Here is a 15,217-nt window from a genome sequence, read left to right on the forward strand (position 1 = left end):
AAAAACACTAGTTATTGTACAAAACATCACAAATAGTACGATTTTGACTATCAAATGACAAGATTTTAATAGATTGTTTCGCTTAAATTATTAAAATTTAAGCTTATTTGTCGTGTTTTCTTTTTTTATTCACAGCAAATTATTATTATTTTCTAAATTCATAAAAAAAAGATGGAACAATTATTTTCCATCTTTTTTTTATATGATGATATTGTAAGCGCTACTAAAATTAGGAGGTATGACAATGGGTCAAGAAGCTTTAGGCATGATTGAAACTCGAGGATTGATCGGTTCAATCGAAGCAGCAGATGCAATGGTGAAGGCAGCGAATGTGACGTTGATCGGCACTGAAAAAATCGGTTCAGGTTTAGTTACTGTAATGGTCAGAGGAGATGTAGGTGCGGTCAAAGCCGCAGTTGACGCTGGCGTTGCAGCAGCAGGGTCTGTTGGGGAAGTCGTTTCAAACTACGTGATTCCTCGTCCTCATTCTGAAGTTGAGAGAGTACTCCCAAATTTAACTGACTGAGGTGATCTGAATGGTTGATAATAATGCAGCAGTAGAAGAAATCTTAAAAAAGGTTTTGAATAAAATCGAATCAAATGAAACAAAGGAAAATACTTCGGGGGGAACAAACAAAATGATTGAAAAACATTGTGGCTTAACAGAATTTGTCGGTGCATCAGAATTTGGCGATACGATTGGTTTGGTGATTGCAAATGTTGATTCATCTTTATTGGATACGATGAAATTAGAGAAAAAATATCGTTCAATCGGTATTGTGGGTGCTCGTACAGGTGCTGGGCCACATATCTTGGCGGCTGACGAAGCAGTTAAAGCAACAAATACAGAAGTGATCTCAATCGAAATGCCTAGAGATACAAAAGGTGGCGCTGGTCATGGATCGATCATCATTTTCGGTGGCGATGATGTTTCAGATGTGAAGCGTGCGGTTGAAGTGACATTAAAAGAAGTAGATACTCGTACGTTTGGTGATGTTTACGCAAATGAAGCGGGCCATATCGAATGTCAATATACTGCTCGAGCGAGTTATGCGTGTAACAAAGTATTTGGTACTCCAGTGGGTAAATCATTTGGTTTGATCGTTGGCGCACCAGCGGCGATCGGTGTAGTAATGGCAGATACAGCAATGAAGGCAGCAAATATCGAAGTTGTTAGTTATGCAACACCACAAAATGGCCAAAACTTTTCAAATGAGGTAACGATGACATTTAGTGGCGATTCAGGAGCTGTACGTCAAGCGGTGATCTCTGCGCGTGAAATCGGTATCAAATTATTAGGTACATTGGGCAGCGAACCAACGAATGATCAGCCATCATATATTTAAATTGGAGAGTGAGTTAATAGATGAAATCGAAACGATTTGAAGAATTATCAAAAAGACCTGTAAACCAAGATGGATTTGTTGATGAGTGGATAGACGAAGGTCTGATCGCCATGCAAAGTCCCAATGATCCAAAACCAAGCATCAAGATCGTTGCTGGTGAGGTCGTTGAATTAGATGGAAAAGCAAAAGAAGATTTTGATTTGATCGATGCGTATATCGCGCAGTATGGAATCGATATCACTCGTGCAGAAGAAGTAATGCAGATGTCATCCAAAGAATTAGCAAATAAAATCGTTGATCCAAATATTTGCCGTGAAGAAATCATCCAATTGACGACTTCAGCAACACCAGCAAAAATCAATGAAGTTGTCGGCTACATGAATGTGGTTGAAATGATGATGGCCGTTCAAAAAATGCGTGCACGTCGTCGTCCAACAACACAATCTCACGTAACGAACTTACGTGATAACCCTGTTCAGATTGCTGCGGATGCCGCTGAAGGCGCTTTACGTGGATTTGATGAGCAGGAAACAACAGTCGCGGTTGCACGTTATGCACCGTTTAATGCAATCTCGATCATGATCGGTTCACAAGTTGGACGCCCAGGCGTATTGACACAGTGTTCATTGGAAGAAGCAACTGAGCTTGACCTTGGTATGAGAGGGTTCACTGCGTATGCTGAAACGATTTCTGTTTATGGTACAGAGAAAGTATTTACTGATGGCGATGATACACCTTGGTCAAAAGGGTTCCTTGCTTCATGTTATGCGTCTCGTGGCTTGAAAATGCGTTTCACTTCTGGGACTGGTTCAGAAGTACAAATGGGTTATGCAGAAGGCAAATCGATGTTGTATTTAGAAACTAGATGTATCTATCTAACAAAAGCAGCAGGTGTACAAGGACTGCAAAATGGCTCGATCAGTTGTATTGGTATCCCAGGTGCGGTGCCTTCAGGAATCCGTGCGGTCTTAGCGGAAAACTTGATTGCGATGTTGCTTGACCTTGAAGTGGCTTCTGGAAATGACCAGACATTCTCTCACTCAGATATCCGTAGAACAGCTCGTTTATTGATGCAATTCTTACCAGGAACTGATTATATTTCTTCAGGATATTCTGCGACTCCAAACTATGACAATATGTTTGCGGGTTCAAACTTTGATGCGGATGATTTTGATGACTACAACATCTTACAGCGTGACCTACGTGTTGATGGTGGATTACGTCCAGTAGAAGAAGCAGAAGTGATCAAAGTTCGTAATAAAGCAGCAAAAGCGATGCAAGCGTTATTTGCAGAATTAGGGTTACCAACGATCACAGACGAAGAAGTAGAAGCAGCAACTTACGCTCGTGGTTCTGATGACATGCCTGCTCGTGACATGGTTCAAGATATCAAAGGAGCAGAAGAGTTGTTAGCGAGTGGGGCTACTGGGTTAGATCTAGTGAAAGCTTTATCTAAAACAGGCTTTGAAGATGTCGCTGTCAGTGTGTTGAATCTATTGAAACAGCGTGTTGCCGGAGACTTCTTACAAACTTCTTCTATCTTTGATAAAGATTGGAATGTCATCTCTGCTGTCAATGATAAAAATGACTATGCAGGACCAGGAACTGGGCACCGTCTAGATGGCTCAGAGTGGGAAAAAGTGAAAGCAATTCCTAACGCAATCAACCCGCAGGATATATAGGAGGAGTATGAAATGGCAGAAATCAACGAAAATTTATTAAGATCGATCATTCAAGAAGTCTTGACTGAAATGGATACAAATAAAACTGACCAAACAGTAGCATTCAAAAGCACACCGTCTACTGTTGCAGCGGCAGATAACAACTCTGAATCTTGGTTCCGTTCCATCGGTGTTGCTCAACCCGGCAATGCACCAGATGAAGTGGTTATCGCAGTTGGACCTGCATTTGCGGCATCTCAAACAACGAGTATCATTGGCTTGAGTCATAAAGATATCTTGAAGCAAATCATTGCAGGGATCGAAGAGGAAGGCTTAAAAGCTCGTGTAGTCAAAGTATTCCGTTCTTCAGACGTGGCATTTGTTGCGGTTGAGGGAGACAAGCTTTCTGGTTCAGGTATTTGCGTGTCGATCCAATCAAAAGGAACAGCGATCATTCACCAAAAAGATTTACAACCATTGTCAAATCTTGAATTATTCCCACAAGCACCACTGATCACACTTGAAACGTATCGTGCGATCGGTAAAAATGCTGCGAAATATGCAAAAGGGGAATCACCAAATCCGGTTCCGATGATGAACGACCAAATGGCACGTCCAAAATACCAAGCACAATCTGCTTTACTTCACATCAAAGAAACAAAGCATGTTGTCATTGGGAAACCAGCAGAAGAAATTGCTGTAACATTATAACGAGGTGAAACAGATGAACGAACAGACATTAGAAAGCTTGGTAAGAAATATCTTACAAGATATGAACAATAAACCGACTGGAACAACTGAAGTTGCAAGTGGCACCCAAGCGACGACTGCTGACTATCCAATTGCTGTCAAACATCCAGAATGGGTAAAAACAAAAACAGGCAAAACATTAGAAGATATCACACTGGCCAATGTATTGAATGGCTCGTTGACACCCGAAGACTTGAAGATCACACCATCGATCTTAAAAGCACAAGGTGAGATTGCGCACAGTGCCGGACGTAAAACGATTTCTTCTAACTTTGATCGTGCCGCAGAATTGACAGCGGTTCCTGATGAGCGTGTTTTAGCAATGTACAATGCGTTACGCCCGTATCGCTCAAGCAAACAAGAATTGCTGGACATTGCGGATGAATTGGAAACAAAATACAATGCGAAAATCTCTGCTGCTTATTTCCGTGAAGCAAGTGAGCATTACGAAACACGTAAGAAGCTTAAAGGGGATAATTAAGAGATCTTCAGTTATCGGGAGGAATATACATGAAACGTATTATAGGTATTGATATTGGAAATTCCTCAACGGAGATCGCACTTGCAGAGATCGATAAGAATGATCAAATTCAATTTCTACAATCGGCTATTACTGAAACAACGGGGATCAAAGGAACGAAGAAGAATCTCTTTGGGATCTATAAAGCAATCAATGAAGCTTGCGCAAAAAATGATCTGACCATCTCCGATATCGATTTGATCCGTATCAACGAAGCAACGCCTGTCATCGGTGACGTGGCGATGGAAATGATCACTGAAACGATCATCACCGAATCAACGATGATCGGTCATAATCCTAAAACGCCTGGTGGGCATGGTTTAGGCGTAGGGAAAACGATCAAATTATCAGAATTAGTCAAAAAAACATTCAGCGATGACGACTATGTCGTCGTCGTTGAAAAAGAAATCGAATTTGACCAAGCGGCGAAATGGATCAACCAGATCGTTGAAAACAATATTCGGGTCACAGGTGCGATCCTTCAAAGCGATGATGGGGTGTTAGTCAATAATCGCTTGACCCATAAAATCCCGATCATTGACGAAGTGGCGTATATTGAAAAAATCCCATTGGGTATGTTAGCTGCGGTTGAAGTAGCGCCAGCTGGTCAAGGGGTTGCTCAGTTATCGAATCCATATGGTATTGCGACTGTATTTGAACTTGATTCAGAAGCAACGAAAAGTATCGTTCCTATGGCTCGTGCGTTGATTGGCAACCGTTCTGCCGTCGTGATCAAGACACCACAAGGCGATGTGCAAGCACGTGTGATTCCAGCAGGTAGCATCGAGGTCACGGGAGGGAATCGTCGCAAGATCGTGGAAATCTCTGCTGGTGCAGAAGATATCATGACGGCGGTGAGTTCTTTTGCCGAGATCGACAATGTGACTGGTGAATCAGGTACAAACGTCGGTGGGATGTTGGAGAAAGTTCGGCTAACGATGGCGAATCTAACGGAACGTCCGCTCGCAGAGATTTTCATCCAAGACTTACTTGCAGTTGATACTTTTGTTCCAATCGAAGTCAAAGGCGGTGTTGCCGGTGAATTCTCAATGGAACAGGCAGTTGGTATCGCTTCGATGGTCAAATCGGATCATTTGCAAATGTCTAAAATCGCACAGTCGATTGAAGAAGATTTGAAAACACCGGTTGAGATTGGTGGGGCGGAAGCAGAGGCGGCGATTCTAGGGGCGTTGACGACGCCGGGTACAAGCACGCCTTTAGCGATTTTAGATTTAGGTGCTGGTTCTACCGATGCGTCGATCATTGGGGAACAAACCGTTTCTGCTACTCATTTAGCTGGTGCGGGAGATATGGTGACATTATTGATCAAGTCGGAGTTAGGGATTGATGATATTTATTTAGCTGAAGATGTCAAAAAATATCCTTTGGCAAAAGTAGAGAACATTTTCTATATCCGTCATGAAGATGGCAGTGTGCAATTCTTTGAAGAACCTTTAGATCCTCACTTATTTGCAAAAGTTGTCGTTGTCAAACCAGAGGGCCTCATTCCGATTCCGCTAGATATTTCAATCGAAAAAATCAAATTAGTTAGACAGACAGCGAAAAAGAGAGTGTTTGTCACAAACACGATCCGAGCATTGAAACGTGTCAGCCCGACTGGCAATATCCGTGACATTCCATTTGTTGTGATCGTCGGAGGTTCGGCGCTTGATTTTGAGATTCCTCAAATCGTGACAGATGCGTTATCTCACTATGGGTTAGTTGCTGGGCAAGGGAATGTGCGTGCATGTGAAGGTCCTAGAAATGCCGTCGCTACTGGCTTGATCCTTTCACATCTGAGGGGGAATGAACATGGATAGACCTTCGATCATCATCTACGTAGATGGAATCGACGAAGCAATCTTGACCTCATTACTCTATGGGATAGAAGAAGAGAGCATTCCGTATAAGTTAGAAGCAAAAGCGTTCAATAATGCAGCCCAAGCGGCATACGAAGCGGCTTTAGCTTCTCCATTACAAGTAGGGATCGGCGGAAGCAAGGATACACTTTGCTTACACCATAAAAGCTTGAAAAGAGAAGCACCTTATCAAGTATTGCAACATGTTTCGATCGTCCCTTCCACGATTTTGAGAAACTTAGGAAGCAATGCTGCACGGATCGTCAAAAGCATTCCGTTAAAATCACTGGAATTATTGGAGGTGAATCAATGAACCAAGCAATTGGATTGATCGAATCAACAGGATTAGCCAGTGCTATCAACCTTTCTGATATCATGGTGAAATCCGCAAATATTGAACTTTTGAGTATAGAAAAGACTAAAGGATTTGGCTGGATGACCGTTATGGTCCAAGGCGATGTTGGGGCTGTAAAAGCAGCAATCGATGCCGCAAAATCCGCCGCGATCTCGATGGATGCCTACGTCTCTTCTCTGGTTATTCCAAGACCAGGAGACAATATTCTTCATGTCTTCTCTTCAAAAGAAGAGAAAGCTGAACCAAAGCAAGAAGAAGCGCCTGTCGCTAAGGTTGAGGAAACAGCAACGAAGCAAGAATCCTCAGCTGAAAAAGCTGTAGAGCCGAAGAGTGAAGAAGTGCCAGTTATCAAAGAAGATAAAACGACACTTCCTACAAGTCCTGTCGATACAGTGTCTGACAAAGCTAAAACCCCAAAAGATCCACCAAAAAAAGGAAACAAAACTGGGGCAAAGAAAAATAAAAAAAACTAGGAGGAACACATAAATGAATGATGCATTAGGAATGATCGAAACAAAAGGTTTAGTAGGAGCTGTTGAAGCAGCTGACGCAATGGTAAAAGCAGCAAACGTACAATTGATCGGAACAGAAAAAATCGGTTCTGGTTTAGTAACGATCATGGTGCGCGGAGATGTTGGCGCAGTCAAAGCAGCGACAGATGCTGGTTCTGCTGCGGCTGAACGTGTAGGTGAAGTGGTTTCTGTACACGTGATCCCACGCCCACATCATGATGTGAATAAACTATTAGCTGGTCAAGACAATGCTTGATTTTTCAAAAGCTGAGTTGAAAGAAATCGTCCGGAAAGTGATCGCAGATCTTGATCAAACCTTTCCGATCGGGATCTCAAATCGTCATATCCATCTGACACCAGCTCACTTTGAACAGCTTTTTCCTGGACAAAACATTGAGCGATTACGTGAGTTGAAACAACCAGGGGAGTTTGCAGCAAAGCAAACGGTGACGTTGATCGGTCCAAAGGGAAAGATCGAACGAGTAAGAATCCTTGGTCCGTTTCGCAATCGTTCACAAGTGGAAGTTTCAAAAACCGATGCGCGTCTGTTAGGAATCAATCCACCAATCAAGCTTTCTGGTGATCTTGACGAAGCAGTTGAAATCACTTTGATGACTGAAGCTGCTACGATCACGATTCCAGCTGCCATCATTGCACAACGTCATATCCATTTGAATCTTGAGGATATGAAACGTTTGGATCTGGCTAAAGATGAGTTGGTGTCAGTCGAAATTTTATCTGGTGAACGAGCAACTGTCTATCATGAGGTTGCCTTACGTCCACATGAAAAATTTATTATGGAAATGCACATCGACACAGATGAAGCGAACGCAGCCAATGTGACTACTGAAACTAGAGCAAGGATCATTCGTTGATCAGAAGGAGCAAGAGATGCAAGGAATTGAGAAAGCGAACCAGTTATTAGAATCTTTCGAAAAAATCGTCCATTCTTTTGTACCAACTGATCATACAGCGGCTGATGGCTATAAAGTAGGCGTCGATCTGGGAACAGCTTCAATCGTATTAGTTGTTTTAGATGCCAACAACCAACCGTTATTCGGGGCTTTCAAAGAAGCGAAGGTGATTCGAGACGGTTTGGTGGTTGATTATCAAAAAGCAGTGAAAATCGTCGAAGCTTTGCGGGAAGAAGCGGAGGCTGCTTTAGGGTTTGAACTGAAAGCAGCTTCCGGGGCTATCCCCCCAGGAACGATCGGCAACAACAAAAAAGTAGTAGCAAACGTCATTGAAAGTGCGGGGATGGAAATCGATCAGTTAGTGGATGAGCCGTCAGCGGCTGCCTTGACACTTGATATTTCAGACGGTGCGGTCATTGATATCGGGGGCGGAACTACGGGTATCAGTATCTTAAAGAATGGGGAAGTCGCATTCGTAGATGATGAACCGACTGGCGGGACGCATATGACGCTAGTGATTGCAGGGTATCACGGAGTGGACACAGATGAAGCGGAGAAAATCAAGAGAAATCCCAAAAATGAAGCGGAGAATTTTACGATTTGTCGTCCAGTGATTCAAAAAATGGCGACGATCGCAAAAAATATGTTGGATGCACATCCAATCGAGCCGATTTTTGTTGTCGGCGGGGCTGCTTATTTTACACAGTTCGAAGAAGAAATGAGTAGTGTCATTGGCAAGGAAGTATTGAAACCCATTCACCCGCAATTCGTTACACCGATCGGCATAGCGATGGCTTCTGAAGTCATCGTGGAATAGGAGTTTCGTATGGAAGAAATTATTCAAAAAGTGGTTGATTGGCTCATCAAAAGAGAAAAAAGTAAAGTGATCGTATCAGCCGATGCGGTCGATACCGATTCGATCAAACCTTTTCTGTCGAATAAATTTGTCTATGTCAAAAATTGCGACTGTTTCTTTTTAACGAATTTCGCAAGAAAAAATGAGAGTGATCCATTTGTACGATGGCTATTTCGTAGCTTGGACTACGGTTGCGAGCTTAGATTTCAATGCTCTTTTTCGGATCTGACTTTGATACCTGAAGAAATCTTCCACTATAATGTCGAAGTTTATACAGCTACTGAAAAACCATGTTATGCCTTTTCGAATCGGTATATCACTTATAAGCAAGTGGCTGTTCTGCCGAATCATGCAGTGTTGATTCTTTCAATGAAACAAAACTTTACATTATTGGCACAAGAAATCATTCAGGAAAAACAGATGACTGTTTGTAAAAGGAGCGGATCTCAATGTTAATGGGAAAAATAATCGGTAGCGTTGTGTCTACTCAAAAAGATTCCTCTCTTGTAGGCAAAAAACTAATGATCGTTCAACCGATCAATGCGCAAAAAGAGGCAGTACGTTTTCAACAAGTAGCAGCTGATACTGTAGGTGCTGGCATTGGTGATTATGTTCTGTTGAATAGCGGCAGTTCAGCGAGACATTTATTCTCGGAACCATCAGAAGCGGTCGATTGTGCGATTGTTGGGATCATCGATACATTTGACATGTAAGGGAGTGAAAAGAATGCCGATCTATACAAAAACTGGTGATAAAGGAATGACCAGTCTTTTTGATGGGACACGAGTCAAAAAAGCGAGTTTAAGAGTTGAAGTTTATGGAACTTTTGATGAATGCTGTGCACAGATCAGTTTGGCACAAAAAATGTTGAAAAACCAGGAAAGCCAACTAGCGCTAGACTGGATCCAAAATAAACTTTTTCAGATGAATGCAGAATTAGCAACAGCGACGAAAACTGATAAATTGGTCAACAAAAGCGATCTGATCTCTATGGAGGATATCCGACAATTGGAAATTTGGATCGATGAAAAAACGGCGAAGTTACCACCGATCCATGAATTTATCTTACCGGGGAAAAGTTTAGCTGGGGCGCAACTTCATGTGGCTCGAACCGTTTGTCGTCGAGGCGAACGTGTACTTGATCGTTTCATGGAAAACGAAGAAGTCCGTGCAGAGCTTAGCAAGTTTGCCAACCGTTTGTCGGATTGCTTGTATTCTTTTGCCCGTGAGGCAGATCATGAACAGGAACAAGAAGCGCTGATCACTAAAATCATTCATCGCTATCAAGAACGTGTGCAACAGCCAAAAGTCAAACCTGACTTTGAAGAGATCGTGCACGCTTGTATCGATCATGCGAATTGTTTGAGCGTACCTGTTTCTATTGCAATCGTTGATAAAAACGGGGCTTTGAAACAATTCTATCGAATGGACGATGCACTGATCGTTAGTGAAAGCATGGCGATCAAAAAAGCCTATACAGCTGTTTCGATGAAAGCTGATACGCATGAACTAACAGAGTTGGTACAACCAAGCCAGCCGCTTTTTCAACTAGAAACCTTAAGTGATGGAAAACTTGTGACATTCGGAGGAGGCTTCCTTCTTAAAGATGGACAAGGGAACATCATTGGTGGTATCGGCGTGAGCGGTGGTCGTCCAGATCAAGATATGGCGATTGCATCAAAAGGAATCAAAAAGTTTAAGGAGCGAGCATGATGGGCGAAGAACAATTAAAAGAACAAATCATGAAAGTGATTCAAGGAATCCTTTTAGAAGAACCAATTACCGCAACTGCTTCGACTTCTTCTGTAGGGATCTTTCCAACAGTTGACACAGCGGTTGCAGCTGCAAAAACAGCACAAGAACGTTTGGATGACTTGTCATTGGAACAACGAAAATCAATTATTGCTGCGATTCGTACAGGGATGACGCCTCATATCGAAACAATTGCTCGTCAAACGGTTGAAGAAACCAAAATGGGAAGATATGAAGATAAGATCCAGAAATTAACGCTTGCTATCAATAAGACACCTGGCGTGGAAGATCTTGTAACTGAAGCGGTCACTGGTGATAACGGAATGACACTTTATGAGTTATCTCCATATGGGGTGATTGGTGCGGTGACGCCAAGTACCAATCCAGCTGAAACATTGATCTGTAATGCAATTGGGATGATTGCAGCAGGAAATGCGATTTATTTCAGTGTCCATCCAGGGGCAAAGCGCATTTCTGGTTGGGTTGTTTCAAAATTGAATGAATTGATCTATCAAAGTTGTGGCATCCATAACTTGGTGGTAACGATTGAAAAACCTTCGATCGAAGCAGCGCAAGAGATGATGAGTCATCCAGACATCTCATTGTTAGTGATCACTGGTGGACCTGGTGTTGTGCGACAAGCAATGAAGAGTGGTAAGAAGACGATTGCAGCTGGGGAAGGCAATCCGCCTTCACTTGTCGATGAAACCGCAGACCTTGATAAAGCAGCGGCGGATATTGTCTTGGGTGCATCTTTTGATAACAACATCTTGTGTACAGCAGAGAAAAGTGTCGTTGCTGTCGAACAAGTGGTTGATTACTTGATTTTACAAATGGAAAAACAAGGGGCTTATTACGTAGGGGATGAACAAATCATCCAACGATTGATCGATAAGATGATTGCGGAAAATGGCGCGCCTAATCGACAGTTTGTTGGAAAAAATGCGAGTGAGCTTTTAGCGGCTGTCGGTGTCGATGTATCAGCAGACATTCGCGTGATCATTATGAAAACAGATAAAAATCATCCGTTTGTTGTCAAAGAAATGTTGATGCCGATCTTGCCGATTGTGACAGTGAAAGATTTTGATGAAGCCTTACCGACGGCTTTAGGAATCGAAAACAAGTGTCATCACACGGCAACGATGCATTCGCAAAATATTCAACGATTGAACCTTGCAGCGAAGAAATTCCAAACATCGATCTTTGTAAAAAATGGTTCTTCTTTTGCAGGATTAGGGTTTGGTGGAGAAGGTCCAACCACATTCACGATTGCAACACCAACCGGCGAATGTACGACGACTGCTAGAAATTTTGCTAGAAAACGTCGTTGTGTGTTAACGGACGGATTTTCGATTCGTTAGGAGGAAACAGTTTGAATAATTGGTCAATGAAAACAAAAGTTGCTGTAACAACGAACATCGTAGAAAGGTTCGAACATTTTGCAAATGAAACCGTTCTATTCGTTTTTGATCCTTTTTTGAAAAGTAATCAAAAAGTCCTTGAAATGATTGCTTATTTAGAACAAAAAAATCGTGTGATCACATTTACCGAGATCGTTCCTGATCCACCAATTGAAAAAGTAGTGAAAGGGATGCAAATTGCTATGCAGGCTGAACCGACTGTCGTGATTGCGATCGGTGGTGGGTCTGCATTAGATACTGCTAAAGGAATCATTTATTTCTATCAGAAGGTAGCAAAGCAAGCAATCAGTTATTTTGTGGCGATCCCAACAACTAGTGGGACTGGCTCTGAGGTGACTAGTGCAGCTGTGATCACCGATACAGCAAATAAAATCAAATATCCGATATTTGATGAGCAGCTGGTTCCTGATGAAGCCATCTTGTCAATTGACTTTGTGCTGACAAGTCCGCCTTCGATCACTGCTTATAGTGGATTGGACGTTCTGACACATGCATTAGAAGCTTTGGTAGCGAAAGGGCGAACCAATTATTCTTCTGCGCTTGCAGAAAAAGCAATCGGTCTTGTCTTTTCGAATCTAGTCGAGTGTGTAAAAAATGGGCAAAATGAAGAAGCTCGCGTGCAAATGCATGAAGCAGCTACTCTAGCTGGTGTCGCTTTTGACAATGCTGGCTTAGGTGTTTGCCATGCTTTAGCTCATCAAGTTGGCGCGCTTTTCAAAGTTCCGCATGGTTTGGCAAATGCGATGTTGTTGCCGCATGTCATTTTAGCGAATGCCAAAGATTGGACAGCAAAAGCTTTATACGCAGACGTGTCACGAAAACTTAAATTGTGTACGAACGGTCTCTCAGACGAAGTGGCCGTGATCAAATTAGTGGATGCAATCAAACGATTGAGTAAAGAATCTGGAGTCCCAACAACTTTAGCTGAATGGAAAGTTGAGGAGTCAAGCGCTCATCGAGTAGCCGATCAAGTCGCTGCCAATGCTGCCAATGATTTTACTTTCCAATCGAATCCGATTGCTTTCAGTCATGCACAATTAAAAGAAATCTATCAAAAAATCGTTTAAAAGGGGAGCATAAAATGGATAATACAGTATTGGGTGAATTTATTGGAACGTTAGTCTTAACACTTTTCGGTTGTGGTGTTGGTTGTAGTATCAACCTAAAGAAAACCTTAGCAAAAGCAGTTGGAGCTAACTGGGTATTAGTTGCATTTGGTTGGGGCGTTGCCGTAATGTTAGGGATCTATTCGGCTGGCTATTTTGGTTCACCAGGGCATTTGAATCCTGCGGTTTCGATTGCTTTTGCAATTGGCGGGCTTTTTGAGTGGAATATGGTCGTGCCATTTGTCTTAGCACAGTTTGCAGGCGCATTCTTAGGTGCGTTGATTGCCGCTATTTCGTTTATGGCGCATTTCAAAGAAACTGGAGCTGATGAAGGGAACTCGGTAGGTATCTTTGCCACAGGTCCAGCCATCGATGCACCAATTGCGAATGTGATCAGTGAGATCATTGCAACATTTGCATTTATCTTCACCTTATTGTTACTTCCAGCAGGAGACTTCCCAGGAGGATTCCAACCGGTTGTCGCATTATTCTTGTTAGTAGGTATCTCATTCTCATTTGGTTCAACAACAGGGTATGCTATCAACCCAGCTCGTGACCTTGGTCCGCGCTTGATGTATACATTGATGCCTTTGCCAAATAAAAACACTGACTACAACTGGAAGTACGCATGGGTGCCATTAGTAGGTCCAATCGTTGGCGCAACGATTGCTGTGCTTTTAGTAAATATTCTGTAAAAGATTAGATTGAGGGGTAAAGCATTGAAAGAATTAATTATTGCGATCAATTCAGGAAGTTCTTCATTGAAATTTCAAGTGTATGAGTTTCCTGAAGAAAAAATGATCGCCAAAGGATTGTTTGAACGAATCGGACTGGCGACATCAATGGATTTGACGTATTCGTTAGACGAAGCTAAAAACAGACGCTCTGTTGAAGGAGAAACGCATGAAGATGCAGTCAAGTTCTTATTAGAATTTCTATTGGAACAAAAAATCGTTGCTGATCTATCAGAAATCACTGGGGTTGGCCATCGTGTCGCTCATGGTGGAGAATTCTTTAAAGGCTCATGCTTAGTGGATGACGAAGCGTTAGAAAAAATCAAATCGCTCGCTCATTTAGCTCCGTTGCATAATCCAATCAACATCATGGGAATCGAAGCTTTCAAAAATAATCTGCCAGCTTGTCCGCAAGTGGCGGTGTTTGATACGTCATTCCACCAGACGATGCCAGAAGAAAACTTTCTGTATCCAATTCCTTATCATTTGTATGAAGAAGAAGGGATTCGCCGTTTTGGTTTCCATGGCACAAGTCATCAATATGTGGCGGCCGAAGCTGCCAAGTCTTTAGGGAAAAATGTGGAGGACTTAAAAATCATTTCTTGTCACTTAGGAAATGGTGGGAGCATTTGTGCAATCAAAAATGGACGATCCGTCATCACGAGTATGGGATTCACTCCTTTAGCAGGGATCATGATGGGCACTCGCTGTGGCGATATCGACCCTTCGATCGTGACGTATCTAGGTAGAGAAAAACAGATGAGTTTTGCAGAAATCGAGCAAATGATGAACCAAGAATCTGGTTTCAAAGGGGTTTCTGGTATCAGCAGTGATGCTCGTGATATTGAGGAAGCATTTGAACAAGGAAATCCAAAAGCGATTTTAGCGATGAACATGTTTTGTGGTCGAGTAAAACAAACGATCGGTTCGTATGCTGCTGAGTTGGGTGGACTTGATGTGTTGATCTTCACTGCAGGTATCGGAGAAAACTCACCAATCATTCGCCAACTAGCTTGCGAAGGCTTGTCATTCTTTGGCGTAACAGTTGATGAACAAAGAAACAATTCAAGACAATCAATGATCAGTCAAGAAGACGGACAGGTTGCTGTCATGGTCGTACCAACGAATGAAGAGCGAATGATCGTACGTGAGACAAATCAACTGATTGCGAATTAAGACAGCAAATAATCAACCTCCTTATGAAAAAGCTGGAATCTCATTCTGAGAGACTTTAAAAAGTTTTTTGAATGTTTTTCAAAACGATCATCAGTTGTCTGATTTCATCCATTATATCTATAACTGTTAAAAGTTTTTTGGGTGATCAAAAGAAGATGTATGATGTAGAATCAATCGAAGTGTAAAAGCTTAGGTTGGTTCTTTTTTATTGGAGTGAAAAGAGGGGACATTAAAATGGCTCTTCGACAAGTAGTG

General features: G+C 42.3%; 18 protein-coding genes. All 18 read left to right on the forward strand.

The genetic code is table 11. From position 1 onward, the window contains the following. The first annotated feature begins 244 nt into the window (after positions 1 to 244). Genes JZO83_RS09590 through JZO83_RS09675 form a run of 18 tightly spaced genes read left to right on the forward strand, consistent with a single transcriptional unit; the run spans position 245 to position 14,962 of the window. Positions 245 to 526, forward strand: coding sequence for a BMC domain-containing protein (locus JZO83_RS09590; protein ID WP_206858911.1), 282 nt, complete (start codon positions 245 to 247; stop codon positions 524 to 526). 10 nt (positions 527 to 536) lie between these two features. Then, positions 537 to 1,346, forward strand: coding sequence for a propanediol utilization microcompartment protein PduB (gene pduB, locus JZO83_RS09595; protein ID WP_206858914.1), 810 nt, complete (start codon positions 537 to 539; stop codon positions 1,344 to 1,346). A gap of 20 nt (positions 1,347 to 1,366) precedes the next feature. Then, positions 1,367 to 3,028 (forward strand): propanediol/glycerol family dehydratase large subunit, encoded by a 1,662-nt coding sequence (locus tag JZO83_RS09600; RefSeq protein WP_206858916.1) that lies wholly within the window; start codon positions 1,367 to 1,369, stop codon positions 3,026 to 3,028. A 12-nt stretch (positions 3,029 to 3,040) separates the two neighbouring features. Further along, positions 3,041 to 3,718 (forward strand): propanediol/glycerol family dehydratase medium subunit, encoded by a 678-nt coding sequence (locus JZO83_RS09605; protein WP_206858917.1) that lies wholly within the window; start codon positions 3,041 to 3,043, stop codon positions 3,716 to 3,718. A 13-nt stretch (positions 3,719 to 3,731) separates the two neighbouring features. Then, positions 3,732 to 4,238: a diol dehydratase small subunit gene (locus JZO83_RS09610; protein ID WP_206858918.1), complete on the forward strand. Its 507-nt coding sequence runs from the start codon at positions 3,732 to 3,734 to the stop codon at positions 4,236 to 4,238. Between the two features lie 29 nt (positions 4,239 to 4,267). Next, entirely contained in the window at positions 4,268 to 6,097 is a 1,830-nt protein-coding gene (locus JZO83_RS09615; RefSeq protein WP_207115611.1) for a diol dehydratase reactivase subunit alpha, read from the forward strand. Continuing rightward, on the forward strand, positions 6,090 to 6,449 hold the full coding sequence (locus JZO83_RS09620; RefSeq protein ID WP_206858921.1) for a glycerol dehydratase reactivase beta/small subunit family protein: 360 nt from the start codon (positions 6,090 to 6,092) through the stop codon (positions 6,447 to 6,449). The genes JZO83_RS09615 and JZO83_RS09620 overlap by 8 nt, the downstream gene beginning before the upstream one ends. Next, entirely contained in the window at positions 6,446 to 6,964 is a 519-nt protein-coding gene (locus JZO83_RS14490) for a BMC domain-containing protein (protein ID WP_206858929.1), read from the forward strand. The genes JZO83_RS09620 and JZO83_RS14490 overlap by 4 nt, the downstream gene beginning before the upstream one ends. Before the next feature lie 13 nt (positions 6,965 to 6,977). After that, positions 6,978 to 7,259 (forward strand): BMC domain-containing protein, encoded by a 282-nt coding sequence (locus tag JZO83_RS09630; RefSeq protein WP_206858931.1) that lies wholly within the window; start codon positions 6,978 to 6,980, stop codon positions 7,257 to 7,259. Continuing rightward, positions 7,252 to 7,878 carry a phosphate propanoyltransferase gene (gene pduL, locus JZO83_RS09635; protein WP_207115612.1) on the forward strand — a complete coding sequence of 209 codons (627 nt, stop codon included), beginning with the start codon at positions 7,252 to 7,254 and terminating at the stop codon, positions 7,876 to 7,878. Before JZO83_RS09630 ends, pduL begins: the two co-directional genes overlap by 8 nt. A gap of 16 nt (positions 7,879 to 7,894) precedes the next feature. After that, complete coding sequence (eutJ, locus tag JZO83_RS09640; RefSeq protein WP_206858937.1) at positions 7,895 to 8,734, forward strand: ethanolamine utilization protein EutJ; 840 nt, start codon at positions 7,895 to 7,897, stop codon at positions 8,732 to 8,734. Positions 8,735 to 8,743: 9 nt separating this feature from the next. Continuing rightward, entirely contained in the window at positions 8,744 to 9,229 is a 486-nt protein-coding gene (gene pduM, locus JZO83_RS09645) for a PduM family microcompartment protein (protein ID WP_207115613.1), read from the forward strand. After that, positions 9,223 to 9,486, forward strand: coding sequence for a EutN/CcmL family microcompartment protein (locus JZO83_RS09650; protein ID WP_071867455.1), 264 nt, complete (start codon positions 9,223 to 9,225; stop codon positions 9,484 to 9,486). The genes pduM and JZO83_RS09650 overlap by 7 nt, the downstream gene beginning before the upstream one ends. Before the next feature lie 13 nt (positions 9,487 to 9,499). Further along, positions 9,500 to 10,486, forward strand: a complete 987-nt coding sequence (locus tag JZO83_RS09655; protein WP_207115614.1) for a cob(I)yrinic acid a,c-diamide adenosyltransferase — start codon at positions 9,500 to 9,502, stop codon at positions 10,484 to 10,486. Continuing rightward, positions 10,486 to 11,886: an aldehyde dehydrogenase family protein gene (locus JZO83_RS09660; protein ID WP_207115615.1), complete on the forward strand. Its 1,401-nt coding sequence runs from the start codon at positions 10,486 to 10,488 to the stop codon at positions 11,884 to 11,886. Before JZO83_RS09655 ends, JZO83_RS09660 begins: the two co-directional genes overlap by 1 nt. An 11-nt stretch (positions 11,887 to 11,897) precedes the next feature. Continuing rightward, positions 11,898 to 13,013 carry a 1-propanol dehydrogenase PduQ gene (locus JZO83_RS09665; RefSeq protein WP_242542561.1) on the forward strand — a complete coding sequence of 372 codons (1,116 nt, stop codon included), beginning with the start codon at positions 11,898 to 11,900 and terminating at the stop codon, positions 13,011 to 13,013. Positions 13,014 to 13,027: 14 nt separating this feature from the next. Next, on the forward strand, positions 13,028 to 13,747 hold the full coding sequence (locus tag JZO83_RS09670; protein ID WP_086334715.1) for an MIP/aquaporin family protein: 720 nt from the start codon (positions 13,028 to 13,030) through the stop codon (positions 13,745 to 13,747). A gap of 24 nt (positions 13,748 to 13,771) precedes the next feature. After that, the gene (locus JZO83_RS09675) at positions 13,772 to 14,962 is read left to right on the forward strand and encodes an acetate kinase (protein WP_206858943.1); all 1,191 of its coding nucleotides are present in this window, start codon (positions 13,772 to 13,774) and stop codon (positions 14,960 to 14,962) included. Positions 14,963 to 15,217: the final 255 nt, after the last annotated feature.

Source organism: Enterococcus sp. DIV1298c, from assembly GCF_017316315.1.
GTDB classification, from domain to species: Bacteria; Bacillota; Bacilli; order Lactobacillales; family Enterococcaceae; genus Enterococcus_B; species Enterococcus_B mangumiae.

Bases quoted from the DNA above. Each gene is read 5' to 3' on its own strand.
- JZO83_RS09590 (WP_206858911.1), top strand. From the start codon at position 245: ATGGGTCAAGAAGCTTTAGGCATGATTGAAACTCGAGGATTGATCGGT.
- pduB (WP_206858914.1), top strand. From the start codon at position 537: ATGGTTGATAATAATGCAGCAGTAGAAGAAATCTTAAAAAAGGTTTTG.
- JZO83_RS09600 (WP_206858916.1), top strand. From the start codon at position 1,367: ATGAAATCGAAACGATTTGAAGAATTATCAAAAAGACCTGTAAACCAA.
- JZO83_RS09605 (WP_206858917.1), top strand. From the start codon at position 3,041: ATGGCAGAAATCAACGAAAATTTATTAAGATCGATCATTCAAGAAGTC.
- JZO83_RS09610 (WP_206858918.1), top strand. From the start codon at position 3,732: ATGAACGAACAGACATTAGAAAGCTTGGTAAGAAATATCTTACAAGAT.
- JZO83_RS09615 (WP_207115611.1), top strand. From the start codon at position 4,268: ATGAAACGTATTATAGGTATTGATATTGGAAATTCCTCAACGGAGATC.
- JZO83_RS09620 (WP_206858921.1), top strand. From the start codon at position 6,090: ATGGATAGACCTTCGATCATCATCTACGTAGATGGAATCGACGAAGCA.
- JZO83_RS14490 (WP_206858929.1), top strand. From the start codon at position 6,446: ATGAACCAAGCAATTGGATTGATCGAATCAACAGGATTAGCCAGTGCT.
- JZO83_RS09630 (WP_206858931.1), top strand. From the start codon at position 6,978: ATGAATGATGCATTAGGAATGATCGAAACAAAAGGTTTAGTAGGAGCT.
- pduL (WP_207115612.1), top strand. From the start codon at position 7,252: ATGCTTGATTTTTCAAAAGCTGAGTTGAAAGAAATCGTCCGGAAAGTG.
- eutJ (WP_206858937.1), top strand. From the start codon at position 7,895: ATGCAAGGAATTGAGAAAGCGAACCAGTTATTAGAATCTTTCGAAAAA.
- pduM (WP_207115613.1), top strand. From the start codon at position 8,744: ATGGAAGAAATTATTCAAAAAGTGGTTGATTGGCTCATCAAAAGAGAA.
- JZO83_RS09650 (WP_071867455.1), top strand. From the start codon at position 9,223: ATGTTAATGGGAAAAATAATCGGTAGCGTTGTGTCTACTCAAAAAGAT.
- JZO83_RS09655 (WP_207115614.1), top strand. From the start codon at position 9,500: ATGCCGATCTATACAAAAACTGGTGATAAAGGAATGACCAGTCTTTTT.
- JZO83_RS09660 (WP_207115615.1), top strand. From the start codon at position 10,486: ATGGGCGAAGAACAATTAAAAGAACAAATCATGAAAGTGATTCAAGGA.
- JZO83_RS09670 (WP_086334715.1), top strand. From the start codon at position 13,028: ATGGATAATACAGTATTGGGTGAATTTATTGGAACGTTAGTCTTAACA.